The organism is Patulibacter minatonensis DSM 18081, from assembly GCF_000519325.1.
GTDB lineage: Bacteria > Actinomycetota > Thermoleophilia > Solirubrobacterales > Solirubrobacteraceae > Patulibacter > Patulibacter minatonensis.
Genome location: NZ_KI912613.1, coordinates 4,682,271 through 4,696,713 on the forward strand (window position 1 = coordinate 4,682,271; position 14,443 = coordinate 4,696,713).

The 14,443-nt window shown below is 75.4% G+C and carries 13 protein-coding genes; 5 read left to right on the top strand and 8 right to left on the bottom strand.

Annotated elements, in window-relative coordinates; all coding sequences use genetic code 11:
* Positions 1-65: 65 nt before the first annotated feature.
* Complete coding sequence (gene hisC, locus PATMI_RS0122105) at positions 66-1,175, bottom strand: histidinol-phosphate transaminase (protein WP_026912482.1); 1,110 nt, start codon at positions 1,173-1,175, stop codon at positions 66-68.
* A gap of 109 nt (positions 1,176-1,284) precedes the next feature.
* Here hisC and PATMI_RS0122110 point away from each other — a divergent pair, with 109 nt between their 5' ends.
* Complete coding sequence (locus PATMI_RS0122110; protein WP_026912483.1) at positions 1,285-2,688, top strand: hypothetical protein; 1,404 nt, start codon at positions 1,285-1,287, stop codon at positions 2,686-2,688.
* A complete protein-coding gene (locus PATMI_RS0122115; RefSeq protein ID WP_036726265.1) occupies positions 2,685-4,091 on the top strand; it encodes a hypothetical protein in 1,407 nt (468 codons plus the stop codon). The genes PATMI_RS0122110 and PATMI_RS0122115 overlap by 4 nt, the downstream gene beginning before the upstream one ends.
* A 27-nt stretch (positions 4,092-4,118) precedes the next feature.
* On the opposite strand, the gene aroH is transcribed toward PATMI_RS0122115, so the two are convergent.
* From aroH to PATMI_RS0122135, 4 genes are all read right to left on the bottom strand, one after another.
* Positions 4,119-4,487 carry a chorismate mutase gene (aroH, locus tag PATMI_RS0122120; RefSeq protein WP_026912485.1) on the bottom strand — a complete coding sequence of 123 codons (369 nt, stop codon included), beginning with the start codon at positions 4,485-4,487 and terminating at the stop codon, positions 4,119-4,121.
* A 106-nt stretch (positions 4,488-4,593) separates the two neighbouring features.
* Complete coding sequence (locus PATMI_RS0122125) at positions 4,594-5,310, bottom strand: pseudouridine synthase (protein WP_026912486.1); 717 nt, start codon at positions 5,308-5,310, stop codon at positions 4,594-4,596.
* Position 5,311: 1 nt separating this feature from the next.
* On the bottom strand, positions 5,312-6,103 hold the full coding sequence (locus tag PATMI_RS32400; protein ID WP_051472150.1) for a class I SAM-dependent methyltransferase: 792 nt from the start codon (positions 6,101-6,103) through the stop codon (positions 5,312-5,314).
* A 48-nt stretch (positions 6,104-6,151) separates the two neighbouring features.
* Positions 6,152-7,633, bottom strand: coding sequence for a cryptochrome/photolyase family protein (locus PATMI_RS0122135; protein WP_026912487.1), 1,482 nt, complete (start codon positions 7,631-7,633; stop codon positions 6,152-6,154).
* A gap of 42 nt (positions 7,634-7,675) precedes the next feature.
* Between PATMI_RS0122135 and PATMI_RS0122140 the strand changes: the two genes are divergently transcribed.
* Genes PATMI_RS0122140 through PATMI_RS0122150 form a run of 3 tightly spaced genes read left to right on the top strand, consistent with a single transcriptional unit; the run spans position 7,676 to position 10,352 of the window.
* Positions 7,676-8,506: an aminoglycoside 6-adenylyltransferase gene (locus PATMI_RS0122140; protein WP_026912488.1), complete on the top strand. Its 831-nt coding sequence runs from the start codon at positions 7,676-7,678 to the stop codon at positions 8,504-8,506.
* A 54-nt stretch (positions 8,507-8,560) separates the two neighbouring features.
* Positions 8,561-9,547: a dual-specificity RNA methyltransferase RlmN gene (rlmN, locus tag PATMI_RS32405; RefSeq protein WP_036726268.1), complete on the top strand. Its 987-nt coding sequence runs from the start codon at positions 8,561-8,563 to the stop codon at positions 9,545-9,547.
* Between the two features lie 40 nt (positions 9,548-9,587).
* The gene (locus PATMI_RS0122150) at positions 9,588-10,352 is read left to right on the top strand and encodes an SDR family NAD(P)-dependent oxidoreductase (protein ID WP_026912489.1); all 765 of its coding nucleotides are present in this window, start codon (positions 9,588-9,590) and stop codon (positions 10,350-10,352) included.
* Here the strand turns inward: PATMI_RS0122150 and PATMI_RS0122155 are convergent.
* Genes PATMI_RS0122155 through PATMI_RS32415 form a run of 3 tightly spaced genes read right to left on the bottom strand, consistent with a single transcriptional unit; the run spans position 10,349 to position 14,254 of the window.
* Positions 10,349-11,008, bottom strand: a complete 660-nt coding sequence (locus PATMI_RS0122155) for a response regulator transcription factor (protein WP_026912490.1) — start codon at positions 11,006-11,008, stop codon at positions 10,349-10,351. The two genes, PATMI_RS0122150 and PATMI_RS0122155, sit on opposite strands and share 4 nt — an antisense overlap.
* Positions 10,996-12,051 (bottom strand): sensor histidine kinase, encoded by a 1,056-nt coding sequence (locus PATMI_RS32410; RefSeq protein WP_051472151.1) that lies wholly within the window; start codon positions 12,049-12,051, stop codon positions 10,996-10,998. Before PATMI_RS32410 ends, PATMI_RS0122155 begins: the two co-directional genes overlap by 13 nt.
* On the bottom strand, positions 12,041-14,254 hold the full coding sequence (locus tag PATMI_RS32415; RefSeq protein ID WP_245604246.1) for an MMPL family transporter: 2,214 nt from the start codon (positions 14,252-14,254) through the stop codon (positions 12,041-12,043). Before PATMI_RS32415 ends, PATMI_RS32410 begins: the two co-directional genes overlap by 11 nt.
* Positions 14,255-14,443: the final 189 nt, after the last annotated feature.

Sequence of the window (14,443 nt, forward strand, 5' to 3'; positions counted from 1 at the left end):
TCGTGCCCGGGCCCCGTCAAGGCTAGTGGAGGACGTCGACCGCGGATCGCCCGGTCCGGACGGGCTCAGGCGAGCGCGGCGCGCAGCTCGGTCAGGAAGCGCTCGTTCTCCTGCGGCGTGCCGTACGTGACGCGGACGGCGCCCGGGCGTCCGAGGGCGCCGCCGGTGCGGATCAGGACGCCGGCCTCGCGGAGGTCGGCGACGACGCGGTGCTCGAGCGCGCTGCGCTCGTCGTCGGTCGCCCCGTCGCCGGCGGGCAGGTCGAACCAGCAGAAGTTCGCCTCCGACGCCGCGGGCGTGATGCCCAGCGCGCCGAGGCCGAGGGCGACCGCGGCGCGCGACTCGCGGGCCTGGGCGATGCGCGCGTTGATCGCGCCGGGGTGGCGCAGGGCCTCGGTCGCGGCGGCCGCGGCGGCGACGTTGACGACGAACGGCTGACGGACCCGCTCGACCGCCGCGACGAGCTCCGGAGAGCTGCAGAGCCCGTAGCCGACGCGCAGCCCGGCGAGGCCGTAGAGCTTCGAGAACGTCCGCAGCAGCATCAGGTGCGGGTGCTCCTGCAGCAGCGGGACGGAGTCCTCGGGGCGGTACTGCTCGGCGAACTCGATGTAGGCCTCGTCGAGGAGCACGACGACGTCGTCGGGGACCTTCGCGAGGAACGCCCGGATGGCGTCGAGGCCGACGGCGGTCGACGTCGGGTTGTTCGGGTTGCAGACGATCACAAGCCGCGTGCGGTCCGTGATCGCCGCGGCCAGGGCGTCGAGGTCGTGGCGGTGGTCGCCGTCGAGCGGCACGCGGACCGCGGTCGCCCCGGAGGCGGCCTCGAGGTGCGGGTAGACCGAGAACGCCGGCCAGGCGTAGACGAGCTCGGAGTCGTGGTCGAGCAGCGCCTCGCCGAGGGCGAGCAGGACCTCGCAGGAGCCGTTGCCGACGGCGATCAGCGACGGGTCGACGCCGGTGTGCTCCGCCAGCGCCTCGCGCAGCGGCCGGTACGAGGGGTCCGGGTAGCGGTTGGTCGCCCCGAGCGCGGCCGCGGCGGCGGCGACGACCTCGGGCAGCGGCGGGTCGGGGCACTCGTTCGACGCCAGCAGCGCGACCCCGTCCGGCAGGCTGTAGCCGCCGGCCGCGGGGTAGTGCGGGATCTTGGCGGCGCGGTCGGTGATCTTCAGCGGCACCCGGGGATCGTGCCACGTCGCCGGGACCGGCGGTGCGCGGACGGGTCGTCGCGGCGATCCCCGTCCGGTTCGATCCCTCACGGGGGTGCGCGGCGGGTACGGTCGTGCCGTGTGGTTGCCACCCGGCCCAGCGGTCCGGCGTCCTCGGGGCGCGGCCCTGATCCCCGCCCTCGCGGTCATCGCCGGGCTCCTCGGCGCACCCGGCGTGGCGGCGGGGGACTGGACCCGTCCGCAGGTGCTCTCCCCGGCCCCCGGGGGTGACGTCGACACGATCGCGCTCTCCCCCGTCGTGACCGGGGACGGTCGCGCCGTCGTGGCGTGGCGCTCCGCGTCCGACGAGGCGACGCCCGACCGCCTCTTCGCCCTCGACGCACGGACCGGCAGGGTCTCCGCGCCGGTGCCCTCGCCGCTCGTCGCCGCGGGACGTCCGGTCGCCCTCGAAGGTCCCGACGCGCTCGCCGCGCTCGGGGACGACCGGATCGTCGCGCTGGCCGACGATCCGCGGTCGCCCGCCACCCGGATCCGCTTCGGGCTCTCGGACGCCGCGCTGCGGCCGGCCGGCGTCCGCACGCTCGACCTCCACGGCGAGCCCCGCAGGCCGGTGGTCCGCGCATCTGGTGGGCACCTCGCGATCGCCGCGCTCGTCGCGCCGGAGGGCGCGACCGCCTCGGCAGAGCGGGTCGTCGTGGCGACCGGTCCCGCCGACGGGCGCCTGGTCGTCCGGCGCCTCTCCGCCCCCGGGGGGATCGCCGACTTCGCGATCGACGTGGGGGCATCCGGCGACGTCGCCGCCGTCTGGAGCGTCGAGCGCCGCGACGAGGACGGGCGCTCGCGTCGCGTGTTCGGCCGCACGATGTCCGCCGACGGGAGGACCGGTCCGATCCGGGCGCTCGGTCCATGGTCGGAGACCATCGAGATCGGGTCGGTCGACGTCGATCGCCGAGGCAGGTCCGCCGCGACCTGGATCGCCGACGCGACCCCCGTCGGCAGCATCGATGGCGACCTCCGCCGGCGGCCGTGGGTCGCGCGGGCCAGGCGCCGGGGAGCGCTCGTGCCCGTGCGCTTCGGTGACGGCGGACGCCCGCTCTCGTCGGACCGGCCGATCGGATCGGCCGACGCGGTCGCCGCGACGTTCGCCGACTCCGGCGGGTTGGTGCTCGCGGTCGAGGGTCACGGCCGGGTCAGCGCCGGGCCGCTGCGGCGATCCGGGAGGCTCCAGCGGCTGAGCCCCCGCGGCCACCCGGCGGCGATCGATGCCGTGGCGGGCGCCGGCGGCCGAACCGCGGTCGCGTGGTCGCCCGTGATCGGCGCCGACGCCCCGGACCTGTTCGCACCGCAGCCGTCCTTCGTGTCGGTGCGGGGCCCGGGCGGACGGTTCGCGGCGCCCCACCGGCTCGGGACGGCGATCACCGCCGGCCCGACGATCGCCGTGTCTCCCGACGGGCGGCGCGTCGTCGCCGCGTGGCTCCGCGGTGACCACGCGCAGCCCCGGGTCGCGGAGCTGCTCCCGTGAGCGCCGTGCCGGGCTCCTCCCGGCGACGGGCGACCATTGCGCTCCTCACGACCGTCGCGGCGCTCGCCGCTTCCGGGGCCGCGGTGCCCCCGGTCGGCGCTGCGTGGTCGGCCCCCCGGACGGTCGGCCCGCCCGTGGAGGACGGCGACGACGGGTTCCTGACCGCCGCGACCGGGCCGACAGGATCGATCCTCCTGCGCCGCTACGACGTCGACGGGTCGGGGACCACGTCGGTGTTGTCCCGGTCGGCGGACGAAGCGACGTTCCGCGGCCGCATCCGCCTGCAGCGGGCCGGGCGACCGGTGTCGGTCAGCTACGGGGACGGCGACCCGACCGTCGCGCCGGTCGGGGGTGGCCGGACGATCGCCATCGCCGATCCCGGCTACGGCAGCGACGGCCCGCCGCTGGGCTACGGCGTCGTCGGCCCGACGGGGGACCGCGCGTCCGTCGTCGAGACGCGGATCACCGGCGACTGGTCGCAGCCGGCGCTGCGGGCGTCGGGCCGGCGGGTCGTGATCTCGGCGGAGGTCGAGGACCGGTCGAGCGGGGACACGCGGGTCTGGATGGCCCGCGGGACCCCCGGCGCCGGCCTCGGGCGTCTCGCCCCGGCCCGCTCCGTGACACCGCCGGGCGACATCGGCGACCACCGCACCGCGATCGGCCCGAAGGGAGATGTTCTGGTGGCGTGGACCGTAGAGCGAGGCGCCGGGGACGACGAGGTCACCGACGTGTTCGCCCGGACGATCTCGCGGAGCGGGCGGCTCTCGCCGGTCCGGAGGATCGGGCACGCCGGTCCCGACGTCGAGTTCGCCTCGGCGGCCGTCGATCGGACCGGTCGCACCGCCGTGGCGTGGTTCGGCCCCGCGGCGGGGATCGCGCCCGTCGACAGCGCCCCGAAGACCTTCTGGATCGCGCTCGGATCCCCTGGGGCCGCGCCCGCCCGGAGTCGCCCCTATCTCCGGGGCCGTCTTGTCCGCCGCGAGACGGACGAGGCGTTCCGCGGGGAGCTGGCGTTCGCCGGTCCGGGACCGGCGCTCATCGCCCTCGAGCACGACCGGGCCGACATGACCAGCGCGGAGGTCGGGACCGTGGACTCGTCCCGGTCGCTCCGACGGCTCTCCCCGCGCGGGGCGAGCGTCGGTGGGCTCCGGCTCGCAACCGCCCCGGACGGGACCGCCGCGGTGACGTTCGCCGGCAATCCGGACGTCCCCGGCGAGTTCGGCGCGGTCTGGGCGGCGACCCGCGACCGGGTCACGGGACGCTTCGGCGTCGCCGAGCGGCTCGCCCGCGGGACGGACAGACAGCCCGCGGTCGCGGTCACGCCGGACGGCCGTCGGACGGTCGTCGCATGGATCGGCTCCCGCGGCCTCCGCACGACGTACGCGGTCGCGGAGCGCCGTTGACGCCCGGGCGGGGCCCGCACCCCTCCCCTACTGCGCCGAGTCGAGGTCCCTGCGCAGCGCCTTCGCCCGCCCGAGGTACACGTGCTGGGCACGGTGCTCCTCGGCGGCGGCGTGGTAGTGCGCCATCACGCGGATGATCTTCGGCAGCGCGCCCGGGACGTCGATCTCGACCGCGCACATCAGGGGGACCTGGTCGAAGCCCATCTGGCGCGCGGCGGCCGCGGGGAACGCGGCCTTCAGATCGGGCGTGGCGGTGAAGATGCAGGAGACGACGTCGTCGGGCGAGAGCGCGTTGCGGTCGAGCAGCTCACGCATCAGCTCGGTGGTCCGGGAGAGGATCTCGTCCGCGTCGTCGTGCTCGACGGAGATGGCCCCGCGGAGGGCGTGCAGCCGCATCGGGCGGATGATCGCACCCACGTCCGCCCGGGTGCCCCGAGCCTCGCCGACGCCCGGTGCGATCCCGACCCGGGACGCTCGGGGTGGGGCCCGGACCTTCTCCTCGTCAGCGGGCGTGGTCGCGGCGCGGCGCCGCGCGGAGCGCGTCGACCTCGGTGGCCTCGAGCGCGCGCCACTCCCCCGGCTTCAGCCGGCCGACGTCGAGCGGGCCGAGCTTCACGCGGCGCAGCGAGAGCACGGGGTGGTCGACGGCCTCGCACATCCGGCGGACCTGGCGCTTGCGGCCCTCGCGGAGCGTGATCCGCAGGAGCTGCGGGTTCAGGAGCTCGACGCCCGCGGGGAGGGTCGGCCCGTCGTCGAGCTGGACGCCGGACCGCAGCGCCTCGACGGTCTCGCCGCCGACCGGGCCGCCGGAGACCTCGGCGATGTAGACCTTCTCGACCTCGTAGCGCGGGTGCGTCAGGAGGTCGGCGAGGTCGCCGTCGTCGGTCAGGAGGATCAGGCCCGTGGTCTCGGCGTCGAGGCGACCGACCGGGTAGAGGCGGCGGCCCCCGGCCGGCACGAGGTCGACGACGGTCTCGCGGCGATGGGTGTCCTTGGCGGTCGACACGACGCCCGCCGGCTTGTTCAGCGCGAAGACGACGGTGTCGGCCGCCGGGGCGACGCTGCGCCCGTCCACACGGACGTCGTCGTCGGCGGTGACGTCCCGCGCGGGGTCCGCGACGATCCGGCCGTCGACGGTGACGCGGCCGGAGTAGATGATCTCCTCCGACGCGCGGCGGGAGGCGACGCCCGCGTGGGCCAGGAACTTCTGCAGGCGCATGTCAGCGGTCCTCGGGTCGGTCGGCGGCCCACACGAGCGCGGCGGGCATGCCTTCGAGCATCGGGTCCTCGCCGTCGTGGGCCGGTTCCTCGAGCGCGGTCGGCACGAGGCCGCAGGCGACGAAGCGGGAGACGTACGCGCCGAGCCCGTGCGCCCACTCGGGCACCTGGACGCGGATGCCGTCCTCGGTCGTCGTCCACGCGCGGGCGTGCAGGACCTCGGTCGCGAGCGGGTGCGGGTTGGACACCACGAGTCGGCCGCCGGGGCGCAGGATGCGGGCGAGCTCGGCGATGCCGTCGAGCTTGGGCAGGTGCGACAGGGTCAGGCCGCAGACGACGACGTCGGCGGAGGCGTCGTCGAGCGGCAGGGCGCGGAGGTCCGCCTCGATCCACTCGAGGTCGGGGGCGCGCATCCGCGCGACCTCCAGCATCGCGCGGGAGGTGTCGACGCCGATCACGTCGTGCCCCTGCTCCGCGAGCCAGGTGGCGTGGCGGCCGGTGCCGGTGCCGACGTCGACGGCGACCCCGGCGGGCCGGTCCGCGAGGAGGCGCCGCACGACGGGCTCCTCCGCCCGGATCGTCGGGTTGCGGCGCTCGTCGTAGGAGGTCGCCCAGGCGGCGTAGCCCTCCTGGACGCCGACCACCGGCAGGCGGCGCGACGCGGCCTCCCGCGGGTCGCCGATGAGCTCCGCGATCGCCGAGCGGTGCCGGTGGACGCCGAGGCTGTCGCCCTTCACCCCGGACCGCAGCAGGGCGAGCCCGTGCAGTCCGATCTGGTGGTCCCGCTCGTCCATGGACAGGGCAGCATGCCAGGTGCGACCAGCCGTGCCCACCCGTGATCGTCACCCGGCGGTCCCGCGCAGCTCCTTCCGCGCACGGCGGGCCCGGACGCGGATCTCCTCGAGCTCGTCGTCCGGGATCTTCGCGAGCGACCGCAGCGGCATCGCGATCCGGTGGTTCCCGGCGAGGTCCTCGCGGTGGCGGTCGAGAAAGTCCCAGTAGAGCGCGGTCAGCGGGCAGGCGTCCTCGCCGGTCCGCCGTTTCGGGTCGAAGCGGCACGACGGGCAGTGCTGCGACATCTTGTTGACGTAGTTGCCGCCCGCCGCGTAGGGCTTGCTCATCATCTCGCCGCCGTCGGCGTAGAGCGCCATGCCCGCCGCGTTGGGCGCCATCACCCACTCGGCGCCGTCGACGAAGCCGCGCGAGAACCAGCGGACGAGGTCCCACGGCCGGACGCCGGAGGTGAGGCCGATCGTGCCGAGCACCATGAGGCGCTCTATGTGGTGCGCGTAGCCGGTCTCCCGCACCGACCGCACGGTCTCGTCGAGGCACCTCCAGCCGGAGTCGGCCTCGCGGTACGCCCGCGGCAGCGGCTCCCGGGCGCGCAGCGCGTTGCGGCGCGGCCACTGCCCGGCGCGCAGCCAGTACATCCCCCACACGTACTCGCGCCAGCCGATGATCTGCCGCACGAAGCCCTCGACCGACTGCAGCGGCGCGTCGTCGCGGAGGTACGCGCGCTCCGCGGCCCGGACGGCGTCCAGCGGCGGCAGCACGCCGAGGTTGATCGGGACGCTCAGCAGCGAGTGGAAGAGGGTGCGCTCCCCGTCGACCATCGCGTCCTGCCACGGACCGAACTCCTTCAGCCGGCCCTGCACGAAGGACCGCAGCGCCGACGAGGCCTCGTCCGGCGTCACCGCGAACGCCCGGGGCGCGTCGTCGCCCCAGAAGTCGATCCCGGAGCGGTCGAGGTCGCGGCGAACCCCGGCGTCGACGTCGTCCTCCTCCGGCGACCACGGATCGGGCGCGTCGAGCCCGCCCTTCGGCGGCGGCCTGCGGTTGTCGTGGTCGAGGTTCCACGTGCCGCCCACAGGCTCCCCCGCGTCGTCGACGAGGACCTCCAGCCGGCGGCGCTGCTCCCGGTAGAAGGGCTCCATCTGCAGGGTCTTCCGGCCCTCCGCCCAGCGCGCGAAGGCCTCCGGGCTCGTCAGGAACTGGGTCGGCGGCGTCAGCTCGACGCCCCGTTCGTGCAGCGCCTCGAGCATCGCCGCCGAGCTCGGATAGGCGCAGACGACGTCGCCGTCGATCGCGTCGAGGCCCTCGAGGAGCCCGTCCTCGGTGCGCTCCTCGACCTCGATCCGACCGCCTTCGCGCAGGTCGGCGGCGAGGTGGCGCATGCCGGAGAGCACGAGGTGCGCGCGCTGGCGGTGCAGGCCGGGCCGCCGCAGCAGCGCCCGGGAGGTGATCAGCACCGCGCGGTCGGCGCCCTCGAGCGCCGGGTTCTCCCGCGAGACCTGGTCGCCGAGGATCAGGGCGGTGCGGGTCACGGGAGGTCTGTACCCACGCGCGGACGGTGCGACGATCCGCCGATGGACGCCGAGACCGATCCCCTGCTGCGCGCCGTCGTCGGATGGGCGTCGGGGCGCCCCGACGTCCGGGCCGTGGTGCTCACGGGCTCGCGCTCGGCGGAGGAGGGCACCGGCGACGCGGTCTCGGACTTCGACGTCGACCTGCTCGTCGAGGACCCGCACGCGTTCGGCGACGACGACTGGCTCGAGGAGATCGCCCCGGTCCTCGTCGCCTCGGAGGACGAGGACGGCGGCGACCCGGTGCGGCTCGTCTTCTTCTCCGCCCAGCGCAAGGTCGAGTTCCGGCTGCGCGCCGCGTCGGCGGTCGCCCTCGGCGACCTCGCGGGCGACGTCCTGTTCCCCGACGGCACCGGACCGGGCGCGACGGTCTCCCAGGACGACGCCGCGGGGTCGGGCACGGACGGCGGACGGTCGATCGCCGCGGAGGACGACGACGGGTGGGCCGCCACGGACGACCGCGAGGAGTGGGCCGGCGCGGACGACGCCCCGGCCGAGCCGACGCTCCTCGCCCTCCTCCCCGTCCTCACCGCGCCCGACGTCCCCGCCTGGCTCGCGCACTACCGGGCCCTCGGCTTCGACGTGCACCCGGACGACGACGGGTCCGGCGTCGCGGTCCGCGACGGGCTGGCGCTGCGCGTCGTCCCGGACCCGGCCGGGACGCCCGCTGCCCGGGGGATCGTCGTCGTGGTCGTCGACGACGCGGGGGCTCTCGCACGCGGGTGGTCGGCGGTCCCCGGCGGCCGGACCACGTCGTCGGACGAGGGCGGACGGACGCGCTGGACCCACGTCGATCCCGCCGGGAACGTGCTGCGCATCGGCTCTCCGGGCTGACCGCGGGCCCGACGCGCCCGGCCGCCCCCCTCGGCGCCTGCCATCATCGGGTGCGTGGACCTGAACCTCCTCCGCAGCACCCTCGAGGAGCTCGGCCAGCCCAAGTTCCGCTTCGAGCAGATCTGGAAGTGGACGGCCGGCGGCGCCGCCGGCTACCACGAGATGTCGAACCTGCCCGCGGCGCTCCGCGACGAGCTGACCGAGAGGGTCCCGTTCTCGACGCTGACGGAGGACCGCCGCGCGACCGCGTCGGACGGCACCGTCAAGCTGCTGCTGCACACGCACGACGGCCGGCCGATCGAGACCGTCCTCATGCGCTACAAGGACGGCCGCCGGTCGATCTGCGTGTCGTCGCAGTCGGGCTGCCCGCTGACGTGCACGTTCTGCGCGACCGGCGCGATGAAGTTCGGGCGCAACCTGACGGCGTGGGAGATCCTCGACCAGGCGCTGCACCTGCGCCGCATCGACGAGCTGAACCACTGCGTCTTCATGGGCATGGGCGAGCCGATGATGAACCTGCCGAACGTCCTCGAGGTCTGCCGGCGCCTGCCGGACCTCGGGATCACGAACCGCCGCACGGGCATCTCGACCGTCGGCTGGGTCCCCGGCATCGACCAGCTCACCGAGAGCGACGTGCCCGTCCGGCTCGCCTGGTCCCTGCACTCCGCCGACCCGCAGCTGCGGACGGACATCATGCCCGTCAACGAGCGCTACTCCCTGGCCGACGTCAAGGCCGCCTGCGACCGCTTCTACGAGAAGCGCCGGAAGATGATCTTCGTCGAGTACATCATGCTCGGCGGGGTCAACGACTCGGTCGAGCAGGCGCAGCTCCTGGCCGATCTGCTCGAGCCGTGGAAGTACAAGATCAACCTGATCCCGTACAACCCGACCGACTCCGTGTACGACGGCTCCGAGCGCGAGCAGATCGAGCGCTTCCGTCAGAAGCTCGAGGACAACGGCTTCAACGCGACGACGCGCCTGATCCGCGGGCGCGACATCGACGCCGCCTGCGGGCAGCTGGCGGCGAAGGCCGCGGCCTGACCGACCGGCGCCGCCGGACCCGACCTCTAGTGTCGGGCCGATGGGACAGCACCTGACCGGAACGGCCGCCCTCGTCACGGGCGCGAGCTCGGGGATCGGTGAGGCGACGGCACTGAGCCTCGCCGTCGAGGGGGCCGCGGTGGCGCTCGTGGCCCGGCGCGGCGACCGGCTCGAGGCGCTCGCCGAGCGGATCCGCGGCGCCGGTGCGCGGGCGCAGGTGATCGTCGCCGACGTCACCGACCGCGAGCAGGCCGTCGGCGCCGTCGAGCGGGCCGCCGAGGAGTTCGGGCGTCTCGACACGGTGATCAACAACGCCGGCGTGATGCTGCTCGGGCCGATCGAGGGCGCGCCGCTCCGGGAGTGGGAGCGGATGCTGAGCCTGAACGTGCAGGGGCTCATGTACGTCGCGCACGCCGCCCTCCCCCACCTGCTGAAGGCCGGCGCGAGCGATCCCCGCGGCGTCGCCGACCTCGTCAACGTGTCGTCCGTCGCCGGGCGCGTCGCCCGCAGCGGCTCGGCGGTCTACAACGCGACGAAGCACGCCGTCGGCGCGTTCTCCGAGGGCCTCCGGCAGGAGGTCACCGAGCGCCACGTCCGCGTCTCGCTCGTCGAGCCCGGCGCCGTGGCGACCGAGCTCAGCGACCACCTGAGCGACGCGGCGAAGGAGCGCTTCTCCACCCGCTTCGCCGAGGTCGAGATGCTGCGCGCCGACGACATCGCCGACGCGATCTCCTACCTCGTCACCCGCCCGCGCCACGTCGCGATCAACGAGATCCTCATCCGGCCGACGGAGCAGGTGGGTTAGCCCGACGCCTGCAGGTACGCGAGCACCGCCAGGACGCGGCGGTGGTCGCCCTGCGAGACCGGGAGCCCGAGCTTCTGGAAGATGTTCGTCACGTGCTTCTCGACGGCGCCGCCCGTCACCACCAGCGTCTCGGCGATCGCGGCGTTCGTGCGGCCCTCGGCCATCAGCCCCAGGACCTCGCGCTCCCGCGGCGTCAGGCGGTCGAGCCCGCAGTCGTCGGACTCGTCGCGCCCGCGGACCAGCTCGGCGACGACCTCGCGGTCCAGCGCCGTCCCGCCGGCGTGCACGCGATGCACGGCGTCCATGAACGCCCGAACGTCGCCGACGCGCTCCTTGAGCATGTAGCCGATCCCGCCGGTGCCGCCCGACGACAACAGCTCCGCGGTGTAGACCGGCTCGACGTACTGCGACAGCACGAGCACCGCCAGCGGCGGGTGGATCTCGCGAGCCGCGATCGCCGCCCGCAGGCCCTCGTCGGTGAACGTCGGCGGGAGTCGCACGTCGACGATCGCGAGGTCCGGCCGGTGGCCGCGCACGACGCGCAGCAGGCCCTCCGGGTCCTCTGCCTGGGCGACGACCTCGACGTCGTGCTCGCGCAGGAGCGCGACGATGCCCTCCCGCAGCAGGGCGTGGTCCTCGACGATCACGACACGCACGGCAGCTCCGCTCTGATGCTCGTCCCGACCCCGGGCTCGCTCGCGACCGCGAACCGACCGTCCAGCGCCTCGACCCGGCGGCGCAGGCCCGTCAGCCCCGACCCGAGCGGATCGGCCCCGCCGGGGCCGTCGTCCGCGACGACCACGACGAGTCGGCGACGGTCCTGCTCGAGCGACACCCGGACCTCCGACGAGGCCGCGTGCTTGCTCGCGTTCGCCAGGGCCTCCGACACGACGAAGTACGCCGCGGCCTCGACGACCGGCGCGGGACGCTCGCCCAGCCGGGTCTCGACCACCACGGGGACGGCGGCGCGCTTGCCCAGCGACTCCGCCGCCGCGGCGAGGCCGCGGTCGGCCAGCACCGGCGGAGCGATCCCCCGCGCCAGGTCCCGCAGCTCGCCGATCGCGGCCGACGCCTCGACGCGGGCGCGCCGCACGAGCGCGAGCGTGGCCTCGTCGCCCGCGTCCTCCAGCCGCGCCTCGGCGCGCCCGAGCTGCATCGTCAGCGCGACGAGGCGGACCTGGGCCCCGTCGTGGAGGTTCCGCTCGATCTGCCGCAGCTGCTGCGCCTGGACGTCCAGGGCGCCGCTGCGGGTGCGGGTGAGCTCGTCGACGCGCTCGATCAGCTGCTGCGACCGGGCGCCCGGCAGGCGGTGACGGTGGACGACGGCGGTCGCCGACGCCGCGATCACGCCGTAGCCGATCATCGGCCAGAGCGGCCAGAACGCGTCGTTGGCGCCGGTCAGCATCCAGATCGCGACGTCGATGATCGAGAGCACGACGAGCACCGTGGTGCCGATCCGCAGCGCCTTCCCGGGCCACGGCGGCGTCAGGACGGCCCAGCGGACGAGCAGGTGCAGGACGAGCAGGACCGCCAGGCCGAACCACACCCAGCGGGGCCAGAAGTCCTCGCCGCCCGCCGCGACCCAGACGACCGTGACGGCGGCGCCGACCGTCGCCGAGAACGCGACCTGGAGCCCGAACGCCGGATCGGGCTCGCGCTCGTCGTCGTGCCGCAGCACGTCGACGGTGTCAGCGGACACGGCGGTCCAGGGTCGTGGTGGGGGCGTCGGCGGACATCGGGGTCAGGGGGCGCGCGCCGGACGGTGCGCGGCGCCCATCGTCCCACGCCTCAGGGACGACGGGGCGGATCCGCCGCGGGAGGCGGTCGCCGCGCCGGCGCCCGAACCCGCGCTCGCCCAGGAGCGCGACCGCGGCGGGCAGCGCCACGGCGCGGACGATCGTCGCGTCGATCAGCACGGCGGCGGACAGCCCGACGCCCATCTGCTTCATCTCCAGGAGCCGCAGGACCGCGAAGATCGCGAACACGGCGACCATCACCGCGGCGGCGCTGGTGACGCTGCCGGCGGTCGCGGCCACGCCCTCGGCCGCGGCGTCCCGCGGCGACCGTCCGGCGTCGCGGGCCTCGCGGATCCGCTCGAGCACGAGGACGCTGTAGTCCATCGAGAGCCCGAACAGGATCACGAACGCCAGCAGCGGGAAGAACGGGACGACGGTCCCCGACGACGTGAATCCGAGCAGGTCCTCCGCCCACGTGTTCTGGAAGACCGCGGTCACCACCCCGTAGGCGGCGCCGACGGAGAGCAGGTTCAGGAGCACCACCGTGGCGGCGAGCCGGACGGAGCGGAAGGCCGCGAGGAGCAGCACGAACGCCAGGCCGAGGACGAACCCGATGACGAGCGGCAGCTTCGAGGTGATCACGTGGTCGAAGTCGAGCGAGCTCGCCGCGTCGCCGGCCACCAGGACCTCGGTCCCCGGCCCGATCCGCGTCGCGGTCGGAGCGACCTGCGACCGGAGCTCGCGGACCGTGTCGCGCCCGGCGTCGATCCCGCGGTCCGGCATCGGGACGGCGACCAGCGCGGTGCGACCGTCCCGGGAGACCCGCACCGTCACGGGCCCACGCCCGTCGGTGACCCGCTCGCCGCGGGCGCCGAGCGCCTCGAGCCCGCGCCGCGCGTCGGGGCGGTCGAGCCCGCGGCCGGTGACGACGAGCTGCGCGTCGTCCGGCGCCCCCGGGAACGCCCGGTCGATCGTGCGCTGCGCGGCGGCGACCTGCGAGTCCTTCGGCAGCGAGGCCAGCCCCGGATCGGCGGTCTTCATGTCGATCGCGGGAGCGGCGAGGGCCAGCAGGACGGCGCCGGCGGTGACGAGGGACACCCCGGGCCGCCGCGTGACGGTGCCGGCGACGACCTGCCACACCGTGCGGCGCACCGGGCGACCGGCGCGGATGCGCGCCTCCCGCCGGGCCCGCAGCCGCCCGGCGAACGGGATCCGGCCCTTGTCGACGCGGTCGCCCAGGAGCGCCAGCACCGCCGGGAGGACCGTCAGCGACCCGAGCAGCGCGATCAGGACGACGAGCGTCGTGCCGAGCGCCATCGACGTGAACGCCGCCACGCCGGTCAGGAGCAGCCCGGCCATCGCGACCATCACCGTGATGCCGGAGACGACGATCGCCCGACCGACGGACGCGGACGCGGCCCGCAGCGCGGCGTCGGCGTGGTGCCCGCGCCGGCGTTCCTCGCGTTCGCGCCGGACGTAGAAGAGGGAGTAGTCGACACCGACGGCCAGACCGATCAGCACCACCATCGTCCCGGTGGTGTCGCCGCTGGGGGCGAGCTGCGAGACCACGCCGAGAGCGCCCATGGCCCCCGCGACGGCGGTCACCCCGAGCAGCAGCGGGACCGACGCGGCGACCAGCGCGCCGAACGCGACCACGAGGACGGCCAGGGTGATCGGGATCGAGTAGACCTCGGCCTTCTGCATGTCGGAGGCGACGACGTCGTCGAACTCGTGCTGGAGCGTGCCGGCACCGGACTGCAGGAGTCGCGTGCCGGCGTGCTCGCGCGCGACGGCGGCGACCGCGTCGGTCAACGGCCCGACGTGGTCGGCGGCGTCCTCGGGATCGCCGCGCAGCGTCGCGCGGACGAGCACGGACCGTCCGCCGTCGGTGGAGGCGCCGCGGGCACCGACGCCCTGGACGGACGCGACGTCGCCGAGGCGCGCGGCACGGGTCTGCAGCTCGCGCGCGGCGTCCGCGGTGGCCGCCGCGGAGGCGGAGCGGACGAGGATCGTCTCGACGGCGGGTGCGCGGAGCCCGGCGTCGTCGAGCCGGACGGCCGCGCGGCCGGACTCGCCGACGCCGTTCTCGGCCTCGGTCAGCGTCTTCGTGCCGGTCAGCACGCCCGCGGCGGTGCAGCCGACGACGAGCAGGACCCAGAGGGTCACGACGAGGCGCGGCCGGCGGGTCGATGCCCGGGAGATCGCGGAGACGACCCGGGACAGCGCGCCCGCCGGAGGGCCGGGATCCGGCGGCGGTGGCACGGGTGCGGAGGGGGAGGTGGAGCGTCGGTGGACCATGGATCCCACCCTGCTCCCGGGCCGACCCGTCGGGATTGGGGCCCGGTGCAGACCGGC